Genomic DNA, 17,063 nt, shown 5'->3' on the forward strand with positions numbered 1-17,063 from the left:
TGAAGAAGCCAGTTACCCGCAACTAGACGGAAAGACCCCATGGAGCTTTACTGTAGCTTAATACTGGAATTCGGTAAATCATGTACAGGATAGGTGGGAGGCTTGGAAGCCAGGGCGTCAGCCTTGGTGGAGCCACCCTTGGGATACCACCCTTGATTTGCTGGATTTCTAACCTGCGGCCGTGAATCCGGTCGGGGGACACTGTTAGGTGGGCAGTTTGACTGGGGCGGTCGCCTCCTAAAAGGTAACGGAGGCGCTCAAAGGTTCGTTCAGCACGGACGGAAACCGTGCATTGAGTGTAAACGCATAAACGAGCCTAACTGCGAGACCGACGGGTCGAGCAGTAACGAAAGTTGGAGTTAGTGATCCGGCGGTATGCAAGTGGAAGTGCCGTCGCTCAACGGATAAAAGCTACCCTGGGGATAACAGGCTGATCTCCCCCAAGCGTCCACAGCGACGGGGAGGTTTGGCACCTCGATGTCGGCTCGTCACATCCTGGGGTTGAATTCGGTCCCAAGGGTTCGGCTGTTCGCCGATTAAAGTGGCACGCGAGCTGGGTTCAGAACGTCGTGAGACAGTTCGGTCCCTATCTGTTGCGGGCGTAAGAGATTTGAAGGGAGCTGTCCTTAGTACGAGAGGACCGGGATGGACGTACCTCTGGTGCACCAGTTGTCCTGCCAAGGGCATAGCTGGGTAGCTATGTACGGACGAGATAAACGCTGAAGGCATCTAAGCGTGAAACTCCCCCTAAGATTAGATCTCTCATCCTTCGGGAGTAAGGCACGTCGTAGACTATGACGTTGATAGGTCGGAGGTGGAAGCACGGTAACGTGTGCAGCTGACCGATACTAATAAGCCGAGGGCTTGACCTTAACATGATGAATGCAGGCGCTTGCCTGGTACTGAAGATCTGCATTGTTCGGTTTTGAGGGTGCTGACAAAGCACTGATTCAGATGCGCCTTTAGCTCAGCTGGTAGAGCAACTGACTCTTAATCAGTGGGTCCCCGGTTCGAATCCGTGAAGGCGCACCAAACGGCCCGTTGGTCAAGCGGCTAAGACGGCGGCCTCTCACGCCGCAAACGTGGGTTCGATTCCCGCACGGGTCACCAAAATTCCCTCTTGACAAGAGGACGTCAAGTGAATATAATAACTTATCGTTGAGAAGAACGGTAAGGAGAAGAAAGTTGTTGAAGTTTCTTTTGCTTACTTTTCTTTTCAAAGAAAAGTAAGTTGGTGTTGATTGCGGTGAGGGTCCACCCGTTCCCATCCCGAACACGGAAGTTAAGCTCACCTGCGCCGAAAATACTTGTCTGGAGACGGACCGGGAAGATAGGTAACGCCAACACAAACCGAAAGGGTCTGGCCTGACCAGGCCGGACCCTTTTGATATTCCTCCTTAGCTCAGTCGGTAGAGCATGCGGCTGTTAACCGCAGGGTCGTTGGTTCGAGTCCAACAGGGGGAGCCAAAGAAGATGTGGCTTGCCGCCACAAATGTGACGGCAAGCCCGCTTTTTCAAATTGTGGAACGGTGTATGGGCCTTTAGCTCAGTTGGTTAGAGCAGCCGGCTCATAACCGGCCGGTCCACGGTTCGAGCCCGTGAAGGCCCACCATTTAGGGGTATAGCTCAGCTGGTAGAGCATCGGTCTCCAAAACCGAGTGCCGAGGGTTCGAATCCTTCTGCCCCTGCCAGAAGATTGCAGTAGAAGCTGTTCAGATAGATGCATATATGGCGCGGTAGTTCAGTTGGTTAGAACGCCGGCCTGTCACGCCGGAGGTCGAGGGTTCAAGTCCCTTCCGCGTCGCCATTATGCTGCTGTAGCTCAGTCGGTAGAGCGCATCCTTGGTAAGGATGAGGTCGGCAGTTCGAATCTGCCTAGCAGCTCCATGAAAACCACTTAAATCTTCGGGTTTAAGTGGTTTTTCTTTTGCTTTTCTGACTTTTTCATGATGTTTGAGCTTTTGCTTTTTTATTTGACCACACAACCAGCCACAGACAGAGAAACATGGGCCTCCGAAGGTGCTTTGCCTCCGGAGGCCCGCTGCTTTTTCAGCCTGTCGTTTCAGCCTGCCGCAGCCGCTCTTTTTCCGCGGCGATCTCCGCCTTCATCTGCTCAATGAGTTCAGCTAACAGTTGCTCGCATTCTTTTTTGGTCTTTGCATAGACATTGCGGGCGTGCTTTTTGCCGTCCGGCCAGATGGGGGAGTAGCGTCCTTCCCAGAGGTGATCGTTGATCTGGCTCAGGCAGCCGGTGCCGGGTTTGCGCCGCTTCCCTTTGTGTGGCTGAAAGGTACTGGGAGCAGGTTTTCGGGGAGCAACTTCCGTTTCTGCCTTGGGAGGCTGTTTCCCAATCCCCAGGTCAATCTTTGCAGCCGCGGTCCGCTGCATCTCGTCTGTCACATGGGTGTAAATGTTCAGGGTGGTGCTGCTGGAGACATGACCGATGATGGTGGAGAGTGTTTTCACATCCATGCCGTGCTCCAGGGAGGCGGTGGCGAAGGTGTGGCGTAGGTCATGAAATCGAATGTGCTTACAGTCTGCTCGCTCCAAGACGGCGGACAGCTTTTTTCGTACTGCTGCTGGATCTTGTGGGGAGTTCTCTTTTACTGGTGAAGGAAACATCCATTGAGAAGGAACGGCTTTCTTATAGCTCTCGAGGACGGCCAGAACCGGGGCGGGGAGGACGACACTCCGGTTGGAGGCTTTCGTCTTAGGCTGCGATACCACCAGTTCTCCCTTGACCCGATGCACCTGCCGCTCTATCTTCAGAGCTCCTGTTTTGAAGTTCAGGTCCTCCCATTTCAGCGCGCAGATCTCACCACGGCGAAGGCCAGTGGACAGTTCCAGCAGAAGCAGTTCGTAGCAGCCATCCTCCCTGGCCTGAATCAGCAGTCGCTGGATGTCCTCCGGCGTCAGCACTTGCATTTCTCTGGGCTTTGCAGATGGCAGTTTGCACCCATCGGAGGGATTGTGGCCAATCAGGTTTTCCTCTACTGCTTTGTTCAACGCTGCGTGGAGGGTGGTATGGATGCCCCGAACGGTCTGGTCGGACAGACCGTCGCCATAGAGTTCTGTCCGCAGCAGTCTGCCGCCTGTTTTGAGGTTTGCATAGAACTTCTGGATATCCCCTGTGGTCAGTTTGTCCAGCTGGATGTCTCCGAGAGCAGGGATGATATGCTGATAGATCCGGCGCTCGTAGGACATTTGGGTGTTGGGCCGGAGATTCACTTTCTTATATCCCTGGTACCAGACATTCAACCAGTCACCAAGCAGAATCCCTGGCTTTGGCTGATCGGGCACAGGCCCCTGGAGACTTTCCCGCAGCTGATCCAGCTTTGCCGCACACTCCGCTTTGGTTTTTGCCAAAACGTTCTTGGTGATTGGGAAGCCCTTTTCATCGCGGCCGACCACATATCGGCCCTCCCAGCGCCCGTCCTTTCTCAGGTGGACGCTGCCGTCTCCGCGTTTTCCGCGCTTTGCCATGGGGCCATCTCCTCTCCTAGATAGTCGGTCAGGAAGCCGCCCACGATCTCCGCGGCTTTCCGATGCATATCGCTTGTAGTGTGGGTGTAGGTGTCCACGGTGAAGCTGGCCTTTGTATGGCCCAGGATACCGGACAGCGTTTTGGCATCCACGCCATTGGCCAGTGCGTGGGTGGCGAAGGTGTGGCGCAGATCGTGGAAACGGATATCAGGCAAATTGCTTTCTTCCAGGATCTTTTTCAGCTGGCGGTATGCGGCGGCAGGATTCATGGGCGCTTCTGGATGGAGTGGATTGTGAAAGATCCAGGAGGAGTAGGACGTTTTTTTACGCAGCCGCAGCAGCTCCGCTGTGCTGGAGGGCAGGACGATGGTTCGGGCGCCAGCGCAGGTCTTGGGATCACCCACTACCAACCGTCCGCCCTTTTCTCTATGGAGCGTACGTCTGATATGTAAGGTGCCCTTTCGCTCATCGAAGTCGGACCACATGAGGCCGCAGATCTCACCCAGACGCAGACCGGTGGTCAGTTCCGTGTAGAAGAAGTCGCGCCAGATCGGGTCCTGCTCCACGGCTGACAGGAAGACATCCATCTGCTCGTCGTTCAGGATGCGCATGGTTTTGTGCGCCACCTTGGGCGGCTCCACATGGTCAGCGGGATTGTACGGCAGCAGCCGCTGATCTACGGCGGATTTCAACGCATGGTGGAGGGTGGTGTGGACGCCGTGAACCGTGGTAGTGGATAGTCCACGGCTCTGACCGGGACGGGGACGTAACCTGCCACGTTGCTTTAAGGTATCATAGAGTTTTCGCAAATCGGCTGCTGTGATTTGCGTGAGTCTCTTTTGCCCAAGGTAAGGTTTGACATGGTGCTCCAGATCATTGCGGTAGTGATCCAGGGTGCTGGGACGGAGGACAGAGGCCATCTGCTCCAGCCAGTGATCCAACCACTCCGAGAGAGTCATCTTACTCTCTTCGGTCAAGTCCACACCCTGGTAGGCGTTGATATTCTGACGAAGTTTAGCGGTCAACTCTTTTTGCGTGCTGGCGTAGATGTAGCGGAAGATGGGATCACCGTTTTCCTTGTGGCCGATGACGATACGGCCTTCCCAGCGGCCATCTTCCCGCTTGCGCACCATGCCGTCACCGGATGGCCTGCGCTTACTCATAGGATCAATCCTCCTTTCCCATTTGGCGGCAGGCCCGGTCTGTCTCCTCCTCATCGAAGGAGTACAGGCCGTTCGCCTCTAGTTCTTTGCTCAATCCCCAGGCCAGTTTGAATCCGGCGGTGAAGCTGGCCAGAGAGGTTTCTTCTTTCAAAAGATTCTGACTGTCCACCAAGTGCATCAGCCTTCGTCGTTGCATCTTATTAAGATAGTCCCGCACCTCCTGACGGGTGTTCTCAATGTCATCTTCCAATTCCCTGAAGTCCGGTTCACGGTAGAACCGTTGGTGTAGTGCTCTCATGTAGTCGTTCATGTGTACCGCCTCCTTTGCAGCAACACACAATACCGAAGAACAGAGAGAATAGCCAGGCCTTTTGGCCATAGTTATCAAACTGTTATCAATTTCTCTGCGCCGTTTTTGCGCGGCTCTTATCATTGTTAACACTGTGCTATTTTCAAAAAACTTTTATCTTTGTTTTGCGACGCAGATTTTGATATGCATGCATCTGTCATACGCATACTCCAGACGTGATGTATGTCTCCTCATCTTTAATTTTGGATGACCAGACATATGCACCAATTTAGGAATGTGTTATAGCCTCTTCTGAAATTTCAGGATATCTTTGAAGCTGATCTGCCCGTGTGTCTGCATCACATCTTGGACACACCTGTCGCGCAGTTTTTTTAGTGTCTCCAAGTTGATATCCGTATCGTGGGCAATGATGTGCATCATCATAGACTCCTCTACCGACAGTTTGAAAAGCAGACGTCCGATTCGATCACCCAGTGCAGTCAGGCTTCCTTCCAGCATATAGGACAGTGTGCTGGGAAGGTAGTAGCCGTCGCACTCCGCGTTTCGGTATCCGGCATAGAACAGGATCGCTTTTTCGATGTACTCGTTTTGTGTGGAGCAGTTGTCGTCTTTGTACTGGTCACCGACCATCTTCCAGGCCTCGTCTGTCAGCCATACAGTGTGGCGGTTCTTACTGGTTTCTTTCATATCAAATTCCTCCTCAATTTTGGGAAAAGCGTCAAGAAAATGCCTTGGTACTCTAAGGACACAGGCTGTTTTGGGCGTCAAAAGGCGGTGAAGGGCATTGCCGGGAGCCGGAAAAGCGTTGTTTCAAATCCCCGGAACCGCCCGCACTGCGGGAGGTTGTGGGCGGACAGGCGGCACAAAGACGCCAGTCCTTTCTACCTGCTTTTTTTTCGTCCTCCGCAGAGCTATCGAAATCGGCCCAAATCTGCCTCGAAAGCCCTTGGTGGGGCAGGGACTTCCCCTGCCCCGAAGAAGGGCACACAGCGCCTTACAGCGGGGCACATGGGGTGCTCTCTGTGCTCTGTGCCAAGAGCGCCTGCGCCTGCTGCCACTTCTGCTGTTCCTCCAGTCGAAGCATCTGCTGCTGGTAGCAATGATCCATTGCCGCCTGGATCGGCAGGATGGTGTACTGATTGTTGCCATTCCACTTCATGCCATGCTTGTCAATATAGGCTGTGTTTTCAACCGCGATGAACTGCTTGTCCGCTAACTTCGCGATGTGTTTCATCACAGTGGCCACGGTAAGATGTACCGCTGCGGCAATCGTGCGGTAGCTGGGATGGCACTGATGCGTGCGGCGGTCCTCGCAGTAGAGCAGGTAGGCGTAGACCGTGATGGCACCGTGACCAATGTTCAGGAAGAAGAGTTCATTGGGTAGAGAGAAAAAATTCTTGCCGGTGTTTTTGAATATGGGAACCATGTGTTGATCCAGCAGACCTCGATGATTGAGTTCGGCAATCCACTCCGCAGCCATATCTTTGCTCATGTGCAGGTGGGATGCGAGTTCATCAACACTGGGCAGGACATCATTTTTACAGTGGATGTGCAGATAGCAGAGATAGGCGAGGATAGCAAATCCCTGTGGTTTGAGATCCCATTTCCAAACATCATTGGGGAGTGAGAAACGACATCGTTCCGGATTACGCTGATTGGAAAACATATTCATTTGCATTCTCCTCCTTCTGTGTGTTCTGTGACCCATTGAATGAATTGTTCCTTGGGCACCACCATGCGGTTGCCCACCCGCAGCACCGGGAAGCCCGGCTCGTGCATGAGCTCGTACCCGCTGGACGGTGACACGCCCAGCACCTTTGCCACTGTTTTTGCATTGAGAAACAGTGGAAGTTCATCGTAGCTTTTGAAATCTGATTCTTGCATGTGTACCTCCTATGTCTTTCTTCTGTTTACTGTCTTGTTAATTTTTGATCAGAGAACTGCAGGCGCGATATGACTTCCAATTGTATAGGGGTGGAAGAAGGCTGTTTCATAACCTGTTTTCAAAATTTTTAGAGTATAGTTAGCTGGGGGAAAAGAAAAACCGGGCGCACGAGAACAACACGGTGACCAGCAGGAGATTGCATGGTTTCGTGTTCTTCTCATGCGCCCGGCAATTTGGTGACTCAAAGACAATATCTTAGGACCCGTAGCTCGGTGCAGCATGTTTGCGAGTATGAACTTATATTTTGATATTAACAGAACATATGTTCTGTGTCAATATCTGTTTTAAATTTTAGCATAGATTTACGAGTGATTGTTGTGCTATGACGTTTTCCTCCTCGCCCTGGTCTTTTGTAAGTGAGCAGTTGAAATTTTCAACTGTTTTTTGAGATTTCCTAAGTTCAGTTGAAAAGTCAAACAATACTTGATATGATACTACATACATAATTGACCTAAGAAAAGATGGAACAGATTGAAAATTTGAAGGAAAATGAAGGTTAAAGGTATAATGCAGTATGGCAGATGCAATAGGAGGTGAAAGCAATTTGTATACTCCGATGACAATTGAAGAATTATTGGAAGCTAAGGAAGGAGAACGGGTTCAGTTTAAGGAGGCGAAGAATCGGTTTTCTTATGAGGAGGCGACACAATGTTGTTGCGCATTGGCAAACTGTGGCGGTGGGAAGTTAGTATTTGGAATCAGTGATGAACGACCCCGACAGGTGGTGGGTAGTAAAGCTTTTGACCAGCCTGAACGAACCAGGAAAGGCCTGATTGATAAGTTGAAAATCATGGTTGATTTCCAACTTTATGAATATCAAGGCAAGCGCATTTTGGTATTTGATGTAGCAAGTCGGCCCCTGGGATTACCAGTGCTAGCTGATGGTATAGCATGGTGGTATGAAGGAGATAGCCTGATTCCCATGCCAGAGGAGATTAGGCGTAGGATTTATGCAGAGGCAGGTTTTGACTTCTCGGGGAGTATCTGTCCCTTTGCTAAATTGTGCGACTTGGATGAGTCTGCAATCGAATCGTTTCGCGATAAATGGGTGGAAAAGAGCGGGAATCGACGAATTAAAACTCTGTCTATAGAACAATTGCTCCGTGATTGCGAAGCGATTACAGAAGAAGGGATTACCTATGCGGCGTTAGCGTTGTTTGGGAAGAGAGAATCGCTTGGAAAGTATTTGCCCCAGGCAGAAATTATATTTGAGTATCGCTCATCAGAAGCGTCGGGGCCAGCGAGTCAGCGGGAAGAGTTCCGGATAGGCTTCTTTGCCTGTTATAATCGCTTGTGGGAGTTGATTAACCTTCGAAATGATAGGCAGCACTATCAGGAGGGATTTTTTGTCTACGATATTCCTACATTTAATGAGAGAGTAGTTCGTGAAGCAATCCTGAATGCTGTTAGTCATAGGAATTATCAAATGGGCGGAAGCGTGTTTATTCGCCAGTATCGGGATCGACTTGTCGTAGAAAGTCCTGGAGGATTTCCCAATGGGATCTCACTGGATAATATTCTTGATAGACAATTGCCCCGTAATCGTCGAATTGCGGAGATTTTGGCTCTTTGCGGTCTGGTCGAACGGTCTGGTCAAGGAATGAATCTTATCTATGAGCTGAGCATCAAAGAAGCGAAACAACTTCCAGATTTTACTGGCACAGATGAGGATTTTGTCAGTATTACTCTGAATGGTTTGGTACTTGATACAAAGATGCTTTCGTTGATTAATCAGATTGGAAACGACCGAATGGAAACCCTTTCGACTGGAGATTTTTTGGCAATCAATGCACTGTATCATGAACAAGGTATTACAGAAAACCTAAAACCTTGCCTTAAAAAACTAGGAGAACTTGGAATTGTAGAACATATTGGCCGCAATAGATATGTTTTAGCCAGAAATCTATATGCGGTGGCAGGCAAGTCCGGAGTACACACAAGAGTAGTGGGACTGGATAGAGATACTAATAAAGAGTTGCTCTTAAAACATATTCGTGCAAACGGAGACAGCGGTACCCCTTTTAAAGAACTGCAACAGGTGTTGCCTGGACATAACCGTAGTCAAATTCAGGTTTTAATGCGCGAACTTCGTGCTGACGGTAGAGTTTACTGCAGAGGAAAAACAAGTGCGGCTAAGTGGTTTTTGACAGAGGAGGAGAAACGGGGAGGACAATAGACTTGCGACCAACTTGCAACTAACTTGCAATCAAGTTGCAATATGATTAAAAGTTAGGTGTAAGAAAAACTTATGGTGTGAGATTGAGAAAGAGTTACTACGCTAACATGGTAAGAAAGCTACAGATGGGTAAATTACTTTTGCATTCGTTTATCTTTGATAACAGTGTATTAAAATTACCATGGGCTGAGATCCGTAAAAACAAAACTCAGAGGCTGGATCGCGCTCTGGAGTGACCTGGCAAAATCTTCTCTTCTCAAATTTCTTTGACCACACAACAAGCCATAGACAGAGAAAATCAGGCCTCCGGAGCGTACGCTCCAGAGGCCTGTTGCTTTTTAACCTCTTTTTTCACCCCACTGCAGATATGATCTGTCTCTTCTTTGTGGAAGGAGTAGAGGAGACAATTTGGATCGCGGGGAAGACAATTTTTGATTTTGTGGAGAGGCATCCAGCGCTGGATGTGGTCCTAGTCCTCCATAAACCAGGGATTTATGCTATGGCCAAGCGTATTTTAGGGTGGAGTGAGACGTACAAATACGAACCGGATGCCAAATGGTTTTGGTGTCCGGTTTTTTACGGCCTTTATCCCATCTTAATCACATAGGCGCATTATTTATAATTTCATAGTACTGGTCATGATAGGATAAAAATAAATCGTATATTTGTGATGAAGAACAGGAGGGAAATGTGCATATGGGCGAAGAAAAAAGCGGCCTGGAATATGCATTATCTTTTTCCAAAGATTCGGTTTCTCCCGGTAGATTAAAGATATTTTTTGGTTATGCCGCAGGTGTTGGTAAAACCTACGCCATGTTGGAGGCGGCCCATCAGGCACAAAAGGAGGGAATTGATGTTGTGGTGGGCTATGTAGAGCCTCATGCCAGACCGGATACACTGGCGCTTCTGGATGGACTGGAGGTCCTGCTCTGCAAAGAGATCGACTACCGTGGGATCAAATTAAAGGAGCTTGACCTGGATACAGCGCTGCAAAGAAAGCCGCAGCTGATTCTGGTGGACGAGTTGGCCCACAATAATGCACAGGGCTGCCGCCACACAAAGCGGTATCAAGATGTGGAGGAACTGCTTCAAGCCGGGATCAATGTGTATACCACAGTAAATGTGCAGCATTTGGAGTCGCTGAACGATTTGGTGTCGTCCATTACGGGAATCGCAGTGAATGAGCGAATACCGGATCATATTTTTGAGCGGGCCAATCAAGTCGAACTGGTCGATATTGAGCCGGATGAATTGGTAAAGCGGCTTCAGGCTGGAAAAGTATATCGGGAGCGCCAAGCAAAGCAGGCGCTTCAAAATTTCTTTACGGCAGAGAATCTGGCTGCCCTGCGCGAGATTGCAATGCGGCGTACCGCAGACCAGCTGAATCACACGGCTCTTCAGACGGGGAAGGAGAAAAGCGCCAGGGCGGGAGAACACATTTTGATTTGTCTGTCCTCCGCTCCGTCCAATGCCAAGGTGATCCGAACGGCAGCGCGTATGGCGGAAGCCTTCCACAGCGGCTTTACGGCGCTGTTTGTGCAGACACCGGAAACAAAGGAGCTTTCGGGAGAAAATCTGAAACGTCTTCGCAGCAATCTTCGTTTGGCCGAACAGCTGGGAGCGCAGATCGCGACCGTCTATGGAGCGGATCCTGCGGAGCAAATCGCGGAATACGCGCGAGTCAGCGGTGTAACCAAAATTGTGATGGGACGTATGAACCATAAGCAGAATTTGCTTACCGGGAAAAAGAGCTTGGCGGATCGGCTGATCGAATTAACAGAGCTGGATATTTATATTATCCCGGATCATCAGCCCTTGTATAAAAAGCGTATGGGCAGAATTCGGATGTCCAGCCCCCGTTTTAGCTGGAAGGATACTGCCATTATGCTGCTGTCCCTGGCCTTATCCACTGTGATAGCTCTGGGATTTTTCTGGGCAGGATTCAGCGAGTCCAACATCATTACGGTGTATATCCTGGGGGTGCTGCTTACGGCCGTCTGGACGGGCGGACATATTTATGGGGCTCTTGCCTCTCTGCTGAGTGTTGCCGCGTTCAATTACTTTTTTACCGTTCCCAGATTCAGTTTTCAAGCCTATGATCCCAGCTACCCGGTTACATTCCTGATTATGCTCTGTTCCAGTATGATTGCCAGTTCCTTGGCCAGCCGGGTAAAAGCGCAGGCCCGCTTGGCCGCGGAAAAAAGCTATTATACGCAGCTGCTGCTGGAGAGCAGTCAAAAATTTCAAAAAGGGCGTACCCAGTGGGAGTGTCTGCATCTGGCGGCGGAGCAGCTCAACCGAATGTATGACCGGCCCATTCTCTACGCGCTGAATGAAGGGGAAGGGACCTTGCATTTCCGGATTGAACCGAAAGATGAAAACACTGTTTTGGCTGGACTGGATTCCGAAGATATTGGTGTAGCCAAGTGGGTACAGAAAAACAACAAGCACGCAGGAGCCACCACAAATACGCTGCCTGACGCAAAGTGGCTGTTTTTGTCGGTGAGAGGAACGCAAGGTGTGATGGGCATTGTGGGAATTCCCGTTGTCGGGTATTCCATCCCGGATGCATTTGAAAAAAATCTGATGATTGCGATTCTAAACGAATGTGGCCTGAGCCAGGAACGAATCCAGCTGCAGGAAGAACGCAACCGAGCAGAGCTTCAAGCCCAATCCCCAATTGCAGAGTAAAAAGTACCTCCTGAAAACAGATCGACGTTAACGTTACGTTAATGTCGATCTGTTTTCCTTAATCCCTATTTATGACTCCTGGGAGTATCCTAGGAAAGCAAAACGGAGCGGTGCTTGTTTTGCTGAGTGTGAATTCGGAAAGGAGTTTTCGACAATGATGGATCTATTGATGGCCGGGACTTTACTGCTCTCATTTGGACTGGTATGGCTTCTGGTCAAGTGGTGCCAGAAGCAAATAGACACCCAAGAGTAATCATTGAGGAGGGATACCTATGATCGCATTAGGAATCATCGTTGTGCTGCTGGGTGGATATCTGGTCTATGCCCTGGCCCACTCCGAGCGATTTTAAGGACACACAGTGTTAGGAGGAATTACCTATGGTACAGCTGGTACTGACAATTCTCATCTATTTGATCATTGTCATTCCGGCGGGGCGGTATCTCTATCATATCGCCGCAGGAAAGCACACCTTTGCCGACCCGGTGTTTGACCGGGTGGACGGGGTGATTTACAGAATCGGCGGGGTAAACCCCGACAAGGGGATGAACTGGAAGCAGTATGTGCTGGCCCTCATCGGGACCAACGCGGTGATGATTGGCGTTGGCTATCTCATTCTGCGTATCCAGAGCATTTCCGTTTTCAACCCCAATGGCATCGAGGGCATGGAACCCACCCTGTCCTTTAACACCATCATCAGTTTTATGACCAACACCAACCTGCAGCACTACTCCGGCGAGAGCGGCTTGAGCTATCTCTCCCAGATGTTGGTCATCATTTTTATGATGTTTGTCTCGGCGGCCACCGGCTATGCCGCCTGCGTGGCCTTTATTCGAGGGCTGGCCGGGCGGACGAAGGGCAACGTGGGCAACTTCTTTGTGGACCTGGTGCGCATCACCACCCGCATTCTGCTCCCCTTCTCCATCGTGGGCGGCCTGCTGCTGGTGTGGCAGGGGGTGCCCCAGAACTTTGATGAGAATGTGGTAGTCCAGACGCTGGAGGGCACCTATCAGGTCATTGCCATGGGGCCCATTGCCGCTCTGGAAATTATCAAGCATCTGGGTACCAACGGCGGCGGTTTCCTGGGTGCAAACTCCAGCACCCCGTTGGAGAATCCTACCAGTCTGTCCAACCTCATAGAGCTCTACTCCATGATGCTGCTGCCCGGCGCCTGCGTCATTACCTTCGGCAAGATGGTAGGCGACAGCCGAAAGGAGCACCTGGCTAAGCTGGCTCCGGACAATGCCTTGCCTGAGCATCGTGAGGGCATCACCGCCAAGATTTATGGCCGCGAGGGGCGCAGCATTTTCCTGGCTATGGGCATCCTGTTCCTGGTTGGCCTGAGCCTGTGCTACTGGGCGGAAAGCCAGGGCAACCCGCTGCTGGCTCAGATTGGTCTGGACCAGTCCATGGGCAGCATGGAGGGCAAGGAAGTCCGCTTCGGCGTCGCCCAGTCGGCCTTGTTTACCACCGTTACCACCTCCTTTACCACCGGTACTGTCAACAACATGCACGATACCCTGACCCCCTTGGGAGGCATGGTGCCCCTGCTGCACATGATGCTCAATGTGGTCTTTGGCGGCAAGGGCGTGGGCCTGATGAACATGATCCTGTACGCTATCCTGGCGGTGTTTATCTGCGGCCTGATGGTGGGACGTACCCCCGAGTACCTGGGCAAGAAGATCGAGGGCCGGGAGATGAAGCTCACCGCCCTGTGTATTATCATCCACCCCTTCTTGATTCTGGTGTTTTCCGCTTTGGCAGTGGCAACTCAGGCGGGCCAGGCCGGCATCACCAATCCCGGCTTCCATGGGCTGAGCCAGGTGCTCTATGAGTACGCCTCTTCCGCCGCCAACAACGGCTCCGGGTTTGAGGGACTGGCGGACAATACTTACTTCTGGAATATGACCACTGGTTTGGCTATGTTCTTCGGCCGCTATCTGTCCATTGTGATCCAGCTGGCCATTGTAGGCTCCCTGATGAAGAAGAACTATGTCAACGAGTCGGCCGGTACTCTTCAGACCAACACCGTTTCCTTTGCGGTCATTCTCGTCTTTGTCGTTTACATTTTTGCCGCGCTGACCTTCTTCCCGGCGCTGGCTCTGGGCCCCATCGCGGAGCATCTGACCATCTGGGGCTAAGGAGGATTTGTCCACTATGAGTAAGAAGCAAAACAAAAAGCTGCTGACCCCCGAGATCCTCAAGCAGGCGCTCATTGGGTCGGTAAAAAAGCTGGATCCCCGGTATATGATGAAAAATCCGGTGATGTTTGTGGTTGAGATCGGCTTTTTCATTACGCTGCTGCTGACCGTTATTCCCACCCTGTTCGGGGAGACCGATGCCAGCTTGCGTACGTATAATCTGATCGTATCCGTCATTCTGCTGGTGACCGTACTCTTTGCAAACTTTGCAGAGTCGGTGGCAGAGGGGCGCGGCAAGGCCCAGGCGGCCAGTTTGAAGAAGACCCAAAAGGATACCGAAGCCCATCGGCTGGATGAAAACGGCAATGAGACCATTGTTTCCTCCAGCCAGCTGAAAAAGGGCGATGTGGTGATGGTGGTGGCCGGAGAGGTCATTCCCGGCGACGGCGAGGTCATTGAGGGCATTGCTTCCGTAGATGAATCTGCCATTACCGGTGAGTCTGCCCCTGTGGTCCGGGAGAGCGGCGGTGACTTCTGCTCGGTGACCGGCGGCACCACCGTGGTGTCGGACTGGCTGAAGATCCGGATCACCTCGGAACCGGGCAACAGCTTTCTGGACCGGATGATTGCCCTGGTCGAGGGTGCCTCCCGGAAGAAGACCCCCAATGAGATCGCCCTGAACACCCTGCTGGTCTCTCTGACCATCATTTTTCTAATTGTAATTGTGACCCTGTACCCCATTGGAATTTACAGCGGCGTGCAGCTGCCTGTTTCCACGCTGATTGCTTTGATGGTCTGCCTGATTCCCACCACCATCGGCGGCCTGCTCTCCGCCATCGGCATCGCCGGCATGGACCGGGTGACCCGCTTCAATGTCATCGCCATGTCGGGCAAGGCGGTGGAAGCCTGCGGCGACGTGGATACCATGATTTTGGATAAGACAGGCACTATCACCTTTGGCAACCGCCTGGCTGCGGATTTTTTCCCCGTGGAGGGGGCCGACCGCAGCGAGCTTATTCGCTGTGCGGCCCTGACAAGCCTGCACGATGAGACCCCCGAAGGCAAGTCCACTCTGGAGCTGGCCCGCCGCCTGGGTGACACCAGTGAGGAGCAGCCCGGCTCCACCTTTCTGGAGTTCACCGCCCAGACGCGCATGAGCGGTGTCGATCTGCCGGACGGCACCTGTGTCCGGAAGGGGGCCTCCGACGCCATTGAGCAGTATGTCAAAGAGCAGGGAGGAACGATCCCGGCTGACCTGCACGCCCATGTGGAAGAGGTGTCCTCCCTGGGCGGTACGCCTCTAGTGGTGTGTGAGAACGATCAAGTGCTGGGTGTCATCTACCTGAAGGACACCGTAAAGCCGGGCATGGCCGAGCGGTTTGCCCGTCTGCGTGCCATCGGCATTAAGACCATCATGTGCACCGGTGATAACCCCCTGACGGCAGCTACCATTGCCAAGGAGGCCGGTGTGGACGGCTTTATCGCAGAGTGTAAGCCTGAGGACAAGATTAGTGTCATTAAAAAAGAGCAGGCCGAGGGCAAGATCGTAGCTATGACCGGCGACGGCACCAACGATGCACCCGCTCTGGCCCAGGCAAATGTGGGCCTGGCCATGAACTCCGGCACCAGCGCCGCCAAGGAAGCCGCCAACATGGTGGATCTGGACTCCGACCCCACAAAGATTCTGGAAGTCGTTGAGATCGGTAAGCAGCTGCTCATTACCCGCGGCTCTTTGACCACCTTCTCCATTGCCAACGACATTGCCAAGTACTTTGCCATCATCCCCGCCATGTTCATGGCATCCATTCCCCAGTTGGGTGTGCTGAACATTATGCATCTGACCACAGAGTACAGCGCAATCCTGTCGGCTCTGATTTTCAACGCAATCATTATTCCCTGCCTCATTCCGCTGGCAATGAAGGGCGTCAAATACCGCCCCATGTCTTCCAGCAAAATGCTGGCCCGGAATATGATGATCTATGGTTTGGGCGGCGTGATTACTCCCTTTGTGGGAATCAAGCTGATCGACATGATCATTTCCCCGCTTCTCATTGGCCTTGTGTAAGGAGGTTTCTGTCATGAACAATACAAACAAGCAAACTGCGGTGCACTGGATTCGCCAATCCGTGGTCGTGACGTTGATTTTTCTGCTGCTGTGCGGCTTTGTTTTCCCAGTGGTGCTCAGCGGCCTGTCTGCGGTGATCTTTCCCAGCCAGGCCAAGGGCAGCCTGGTGACTGCCGATGGGGAAGCGGTAGGCGCTGCCAACGTGGGCCAGGACTTTACGGAGCCTTATTTTATGAAGTGCCGTCCTTCCGCCTGCCATTACAATACCTATTATGAGGACGAGGAAGGCAACCAGTTCTACAATGACGGCAGCGAGTTTGCCGGGCTTGCTTCCGGCAACAACAACTATGCCCCCTCCAACCCCGCCCTGACAGAGCGGGTAGAGGCTGACATTGAGGAGTTTCTGGCTGCCAATCCCGGCGTGAGCCGGGAGGATATTCCCGCCGACCTGATGACCGCCTCCGGCTCCGGCCTGGACCCCCATGTCTCACCCGAGAGCGCTCAGGTGCAGATCCCTGCCCTGGCCGAGGCATCCGGTCTGAGCGAGGAGGAGCTCAGTCAGATTGTGGCGGACAATACCACTGGTAAGCTGCTGGGTGTTTTCGGGGAAGAAACCGTCAATGTGCTGGGTGTGAACCTGGACATTGCAAAGGCCATGGGTCTGATAAGCCAGACAACAGAATAAGGATCGTTCTCCCGATTTTCTGGAGACAAGCAAACCGACCATCGGCCTGCGTGTTTCAGGCAGGCCGATGGTCGTTTATTGATTCTTAATTTCATACATGCAATCTTTTTCCCAGTTTTAGTTCCTGCACGTTATGATAGTGCCGCGAGGAGGGAAGAGATATGGCTACGTTTATCAAGCGCGTTTCTCGTTTTGAAAAGCAAATGGATGCTTCAATGGAACGGTTTATGTTCCGTCACAGAGTTTGGGGCTTTTGCATGATGTTTATCGGAATGCCCATCCTTACGTTGGCTGCGGTGTGCACCTGTACGATCGTCATTGTCTTGCCAATGGCGCTTGTATGCGGATGGATTTAATGGAACCGGACGATTCAAAACGCGTTCAGTCAGACAGATATTCGGGGCAA

General features: G+C 51.9%; 13 protein-coding genes, 7 tRNA genes and 2 rRNA genes. 16 read left to right on the forward strand and 6 right to left on the reverse strand.

Features of this window, described 5'->3' with window-relative positions:
• From ACTNB1_RS11455 to ACTNB1_RS11495, 9 genes are all read left to right on the forward strand, one after another.
• Nucleotides 1–872: ribosomal RNA gene (locus ACTNB1_RS11455) — 23S ribosomal RNA — on the forward strand; the annotation flags it as partial.
• Between the two features lie 84 nt (nucleotides 873–956).
• A tRNA-Lys gene (locus ACTNB1_RS11460) sits at nucleotides 957–1,032 on the forward strand.
• A 3-nt stretch (nucleotides 1,033–1,035) separates the two neighbouring features.
• Nucleotides 1,036–1,110 (forward strand) — tRNA-Glu (locus ACTNB1_RS11465).
• A 120-nt stretch (nucleotides 1,111–1,230) separates the two neighbouring features.
• Nucleotides 1,231–1,346 (forward strand): 5S ribosomal RNA (gene rrf, locus ACTNB1_RS11470).
• Nucleotides 1,347–1,391: 45 nt separating this feature from the next.
• Nucleotides 1,392–1,467 (forward strand) — tRNA-Asn (locus tag ACTNB1_RS11475).
• Between the two features lie 68 nt (nucleotides 1,468–1,535).
• A tRNA-Ile gene (locus ACTNB1_RS11480) sits at nucleotides 1,536–1,612 on the forward strand.
• A gap of 3 nt (nucleotides 1,613–1,615) precedes the next feature.
• Nucleotides 1,616–1,691, forward strand: a tRNA-Trp gene (locus ACTNB1_RS11485).
• Nucleotides 1,692–1,730: 39 nt separating this feature from the next.
• Nucleotides 1,731–1,807: transfer RNA gene (locus tag ACTNB1_RS11490), tRNA-Asp, on the forward strand.
• A gap of 4 nt (nucleotides 1,808–1,811) precedes the next feature.
• Nucleotides 1,812–1,887, forward strand: a tRNA-Thr gene (locus ACTNB1_RS11495).
• A gap of 162 nt (nucleotides 1,888–2,049) precedes the next feature.
• Here ACTNB1_RS11495 and ACTNB1_RS11500 read toward each other — a convergent pair.
• The 6 genes from ACTNB1_RS11500 to ACTNB1_RS11525 form a co-directional block, all read right to left on the reverse strand.
• On the reverse strand, nucleotides 2,050–3,483 hold the full coding sequence (locus ACTNB1_RS11500) for a tyrosine-type recombinase/integrase (RefSeq protein WP_441169621.1): 1,434 nt from the start codon (nucleotides 3,481–3,483) through the stop codon (nucleotides 2,050–2,052).
• Nucleotides 3,441–4,646: a tyrosine-type recombinase/integrase gene (locus ACTNB1_RS11505; RefSeq protein ID WP_441169623.1), complete on the reverse strand. Its 1,206-nt coding sequence runs from the start codon at nucleotides 4,644–4,646 to the stop codon at nucleotides 3,441–3,443. The genes ACTNB1_RS11500 and ACTNB1_RS11505 overlap by 43 nt, the downstream gene beginning before the upstream one ends.
• Before the next feature lie 4 nt (nucleotides 4,647–4,650).
• Nucleotides 4,651–4,956: a DUF6809 family protein gene (locus ACTNB1_RS11510; RefSeq protein ID WP_441169625.1), complete on the reverse strand. Its 306-nt coding sequence runs from the start codon at nucleotides 4,954–4,956 to the stop codon at nucleotides 4,651–4,653.
• A gap of 279 nt (nucleotides 4,957–5,235) precedes the next feature.
• Nucleotides 5,236–5,643, reverse strand: a complete 408-nt coding sequence (locus tag ACTNB1_RS11515; protein ID WP_441169627.1) for a hypothetical protein — start codon at nucleotides 5,641–5,643, stop codon at nucleotides 5,236–5,238.
• A gap of 307 nt (nucleotides 5,644–5,950) precedes the next feature.
• Nucleotides 5,951–6,628 carry a helix-turn-helix domain-containing protein gene (locus ACTNB1_RS11520; protein ID WP_441169629.1) on the reverse strand — a complete coding sequence of 226 codons (678 nt, stop codon included), beginning with the start codon at nucleotides 6,626–6,628 and terminating at the stop codon, nucleotides 5,951–5,953.
• Nucleotides 6,625–6,840, reverse strand: a complete 216-nt coding sequence (locus ACTNB1_RS11525) for a helix-turn-helix transcriptional regulator (protein ID WP_441169631.1) — start codon at nucleotides 6,838–6,840, stop codon at nucleotides 6,625–6,627. The genes ACTNB1_RS11520 and ACTNB1_RS11525 overlap by 4 nt, the downstream gene beginning before the upstream one ends.
• Nucleotides 6,841–7,445: 605 nt before the next feature.
• On the opposite strand from ACTNB1_RS11525, the gene ACTNB1_RS11530 reads away from it, so the two are divergent.
• The 7 genes from ACTNB1_RS11530 to ACTNB1_RS11560 all read left to right on the forward strand — a co-directional run bounded on the left by ACTNB1_RS11530 (nucleotide 7,446) and on the right by ACTNB1_RS11560 (nucleotide 17,013).
• Complete coding sequence (locus ACTNB1_RS11530; RefSeq protein ID WP_441169633.1) at nucleotides 7,446–9,077, forward strand: ATP-binding protein; 1,632 nt, start codon at nucleotides 7,446–7,448, stop codon at nucleotides 9,075–9,077.
• A 696-nt stretch (nucleotides 9,078–9,773) separates the two neighbouring features.
• On the forward strand, nucleotides 9,774–11,768 hold the full coding sequence (locus ACTNB1_RS11535; RefSeq protein WP_441169635.1) for a DUF4118 domain-containing protein: 1,995 nt from the start codon (nucleotides 9,774–9,776) through the stop codon (nucleotides 11,766–11,768).
• 272 nt (nucleotides 11,769–12,040) lie between these two features.
• Nucleotides 12,041–12,118, forward strand: a complete 78-nt coding sequence (gene kdpF / locus ACTNB1_RS11540; RefSeq protein ID WP_441169745.1) for a K(+)-transporting ATPase subunit F — start codon at nucleotides 12,041–12,043, stop codon at nucleotides 12,116–12,118.
• 28 nt (nucleotides 12,119–12,146) lie between these two features.
• Entirely contained in the window at nucleotides 12,147–13,907 is a 1,761-nt protein-coding gene (locus tag ACTNB1_RS11545) for a potassium-transporting ATPase subunit KdpA (RefSeq protein WP_441169637.1), read from the forward strand.
• A gap of 16 nt (nucleotides 13,908–13,923) precedes the next feature.
• On the forward strand, nucleotides 13,924–15,972 hold the full coding sequence (gene kdpB / locus ACTNB1_RS11550) for a potassium-transporting ATPase subunit KdpB (RefSeq protein ID WP_441169639.1): 2,049 nt from the start codon (nucleotides 13,924–13,926) through the stop codon (nucleotides 15,970–15,972).
• Between the two features lie 13 nt (nucleotides 15,973–15,985).
• A complete protein-coding gene (gene kdpC / locus ACTNB1_RS11555; protein ID WP_441169641.1) occupies nucleotides 15,986–16,657 on the forward strand; it encodes a potassium-transporting ATPase subunit KdpC in 672 nt (223 codons plus the stop codon).
• 161 nt (nucleotides 16,658–16,818) lie between these two features.
• The gene (locus tag ACTNB1_RS11560; protein ID WP_441169643.1) at nucleotides 16,819–17,013 is read left to right on the forward strand and encodes a hypothetical protein; all 195 of its coding nucleotides are present in this window, start codon (nucleotides 16,819–16,821) and stop codon (nucleotides 17,011–17,013) included.
• The last annotated feature ends 50 nt before the right edge of the window (nucleotides 17,014–17,063 follow it).

The sequence above is a fragment of the Flavonifractor sp. HCP28S3_F3 genome (assembly GCF_052065355.1).
Taxonomy (GTDB): Bacteria; Bacillota; Clostridia; order Oscillospirales; family Oscillospiraceae; genus Flavonifractor.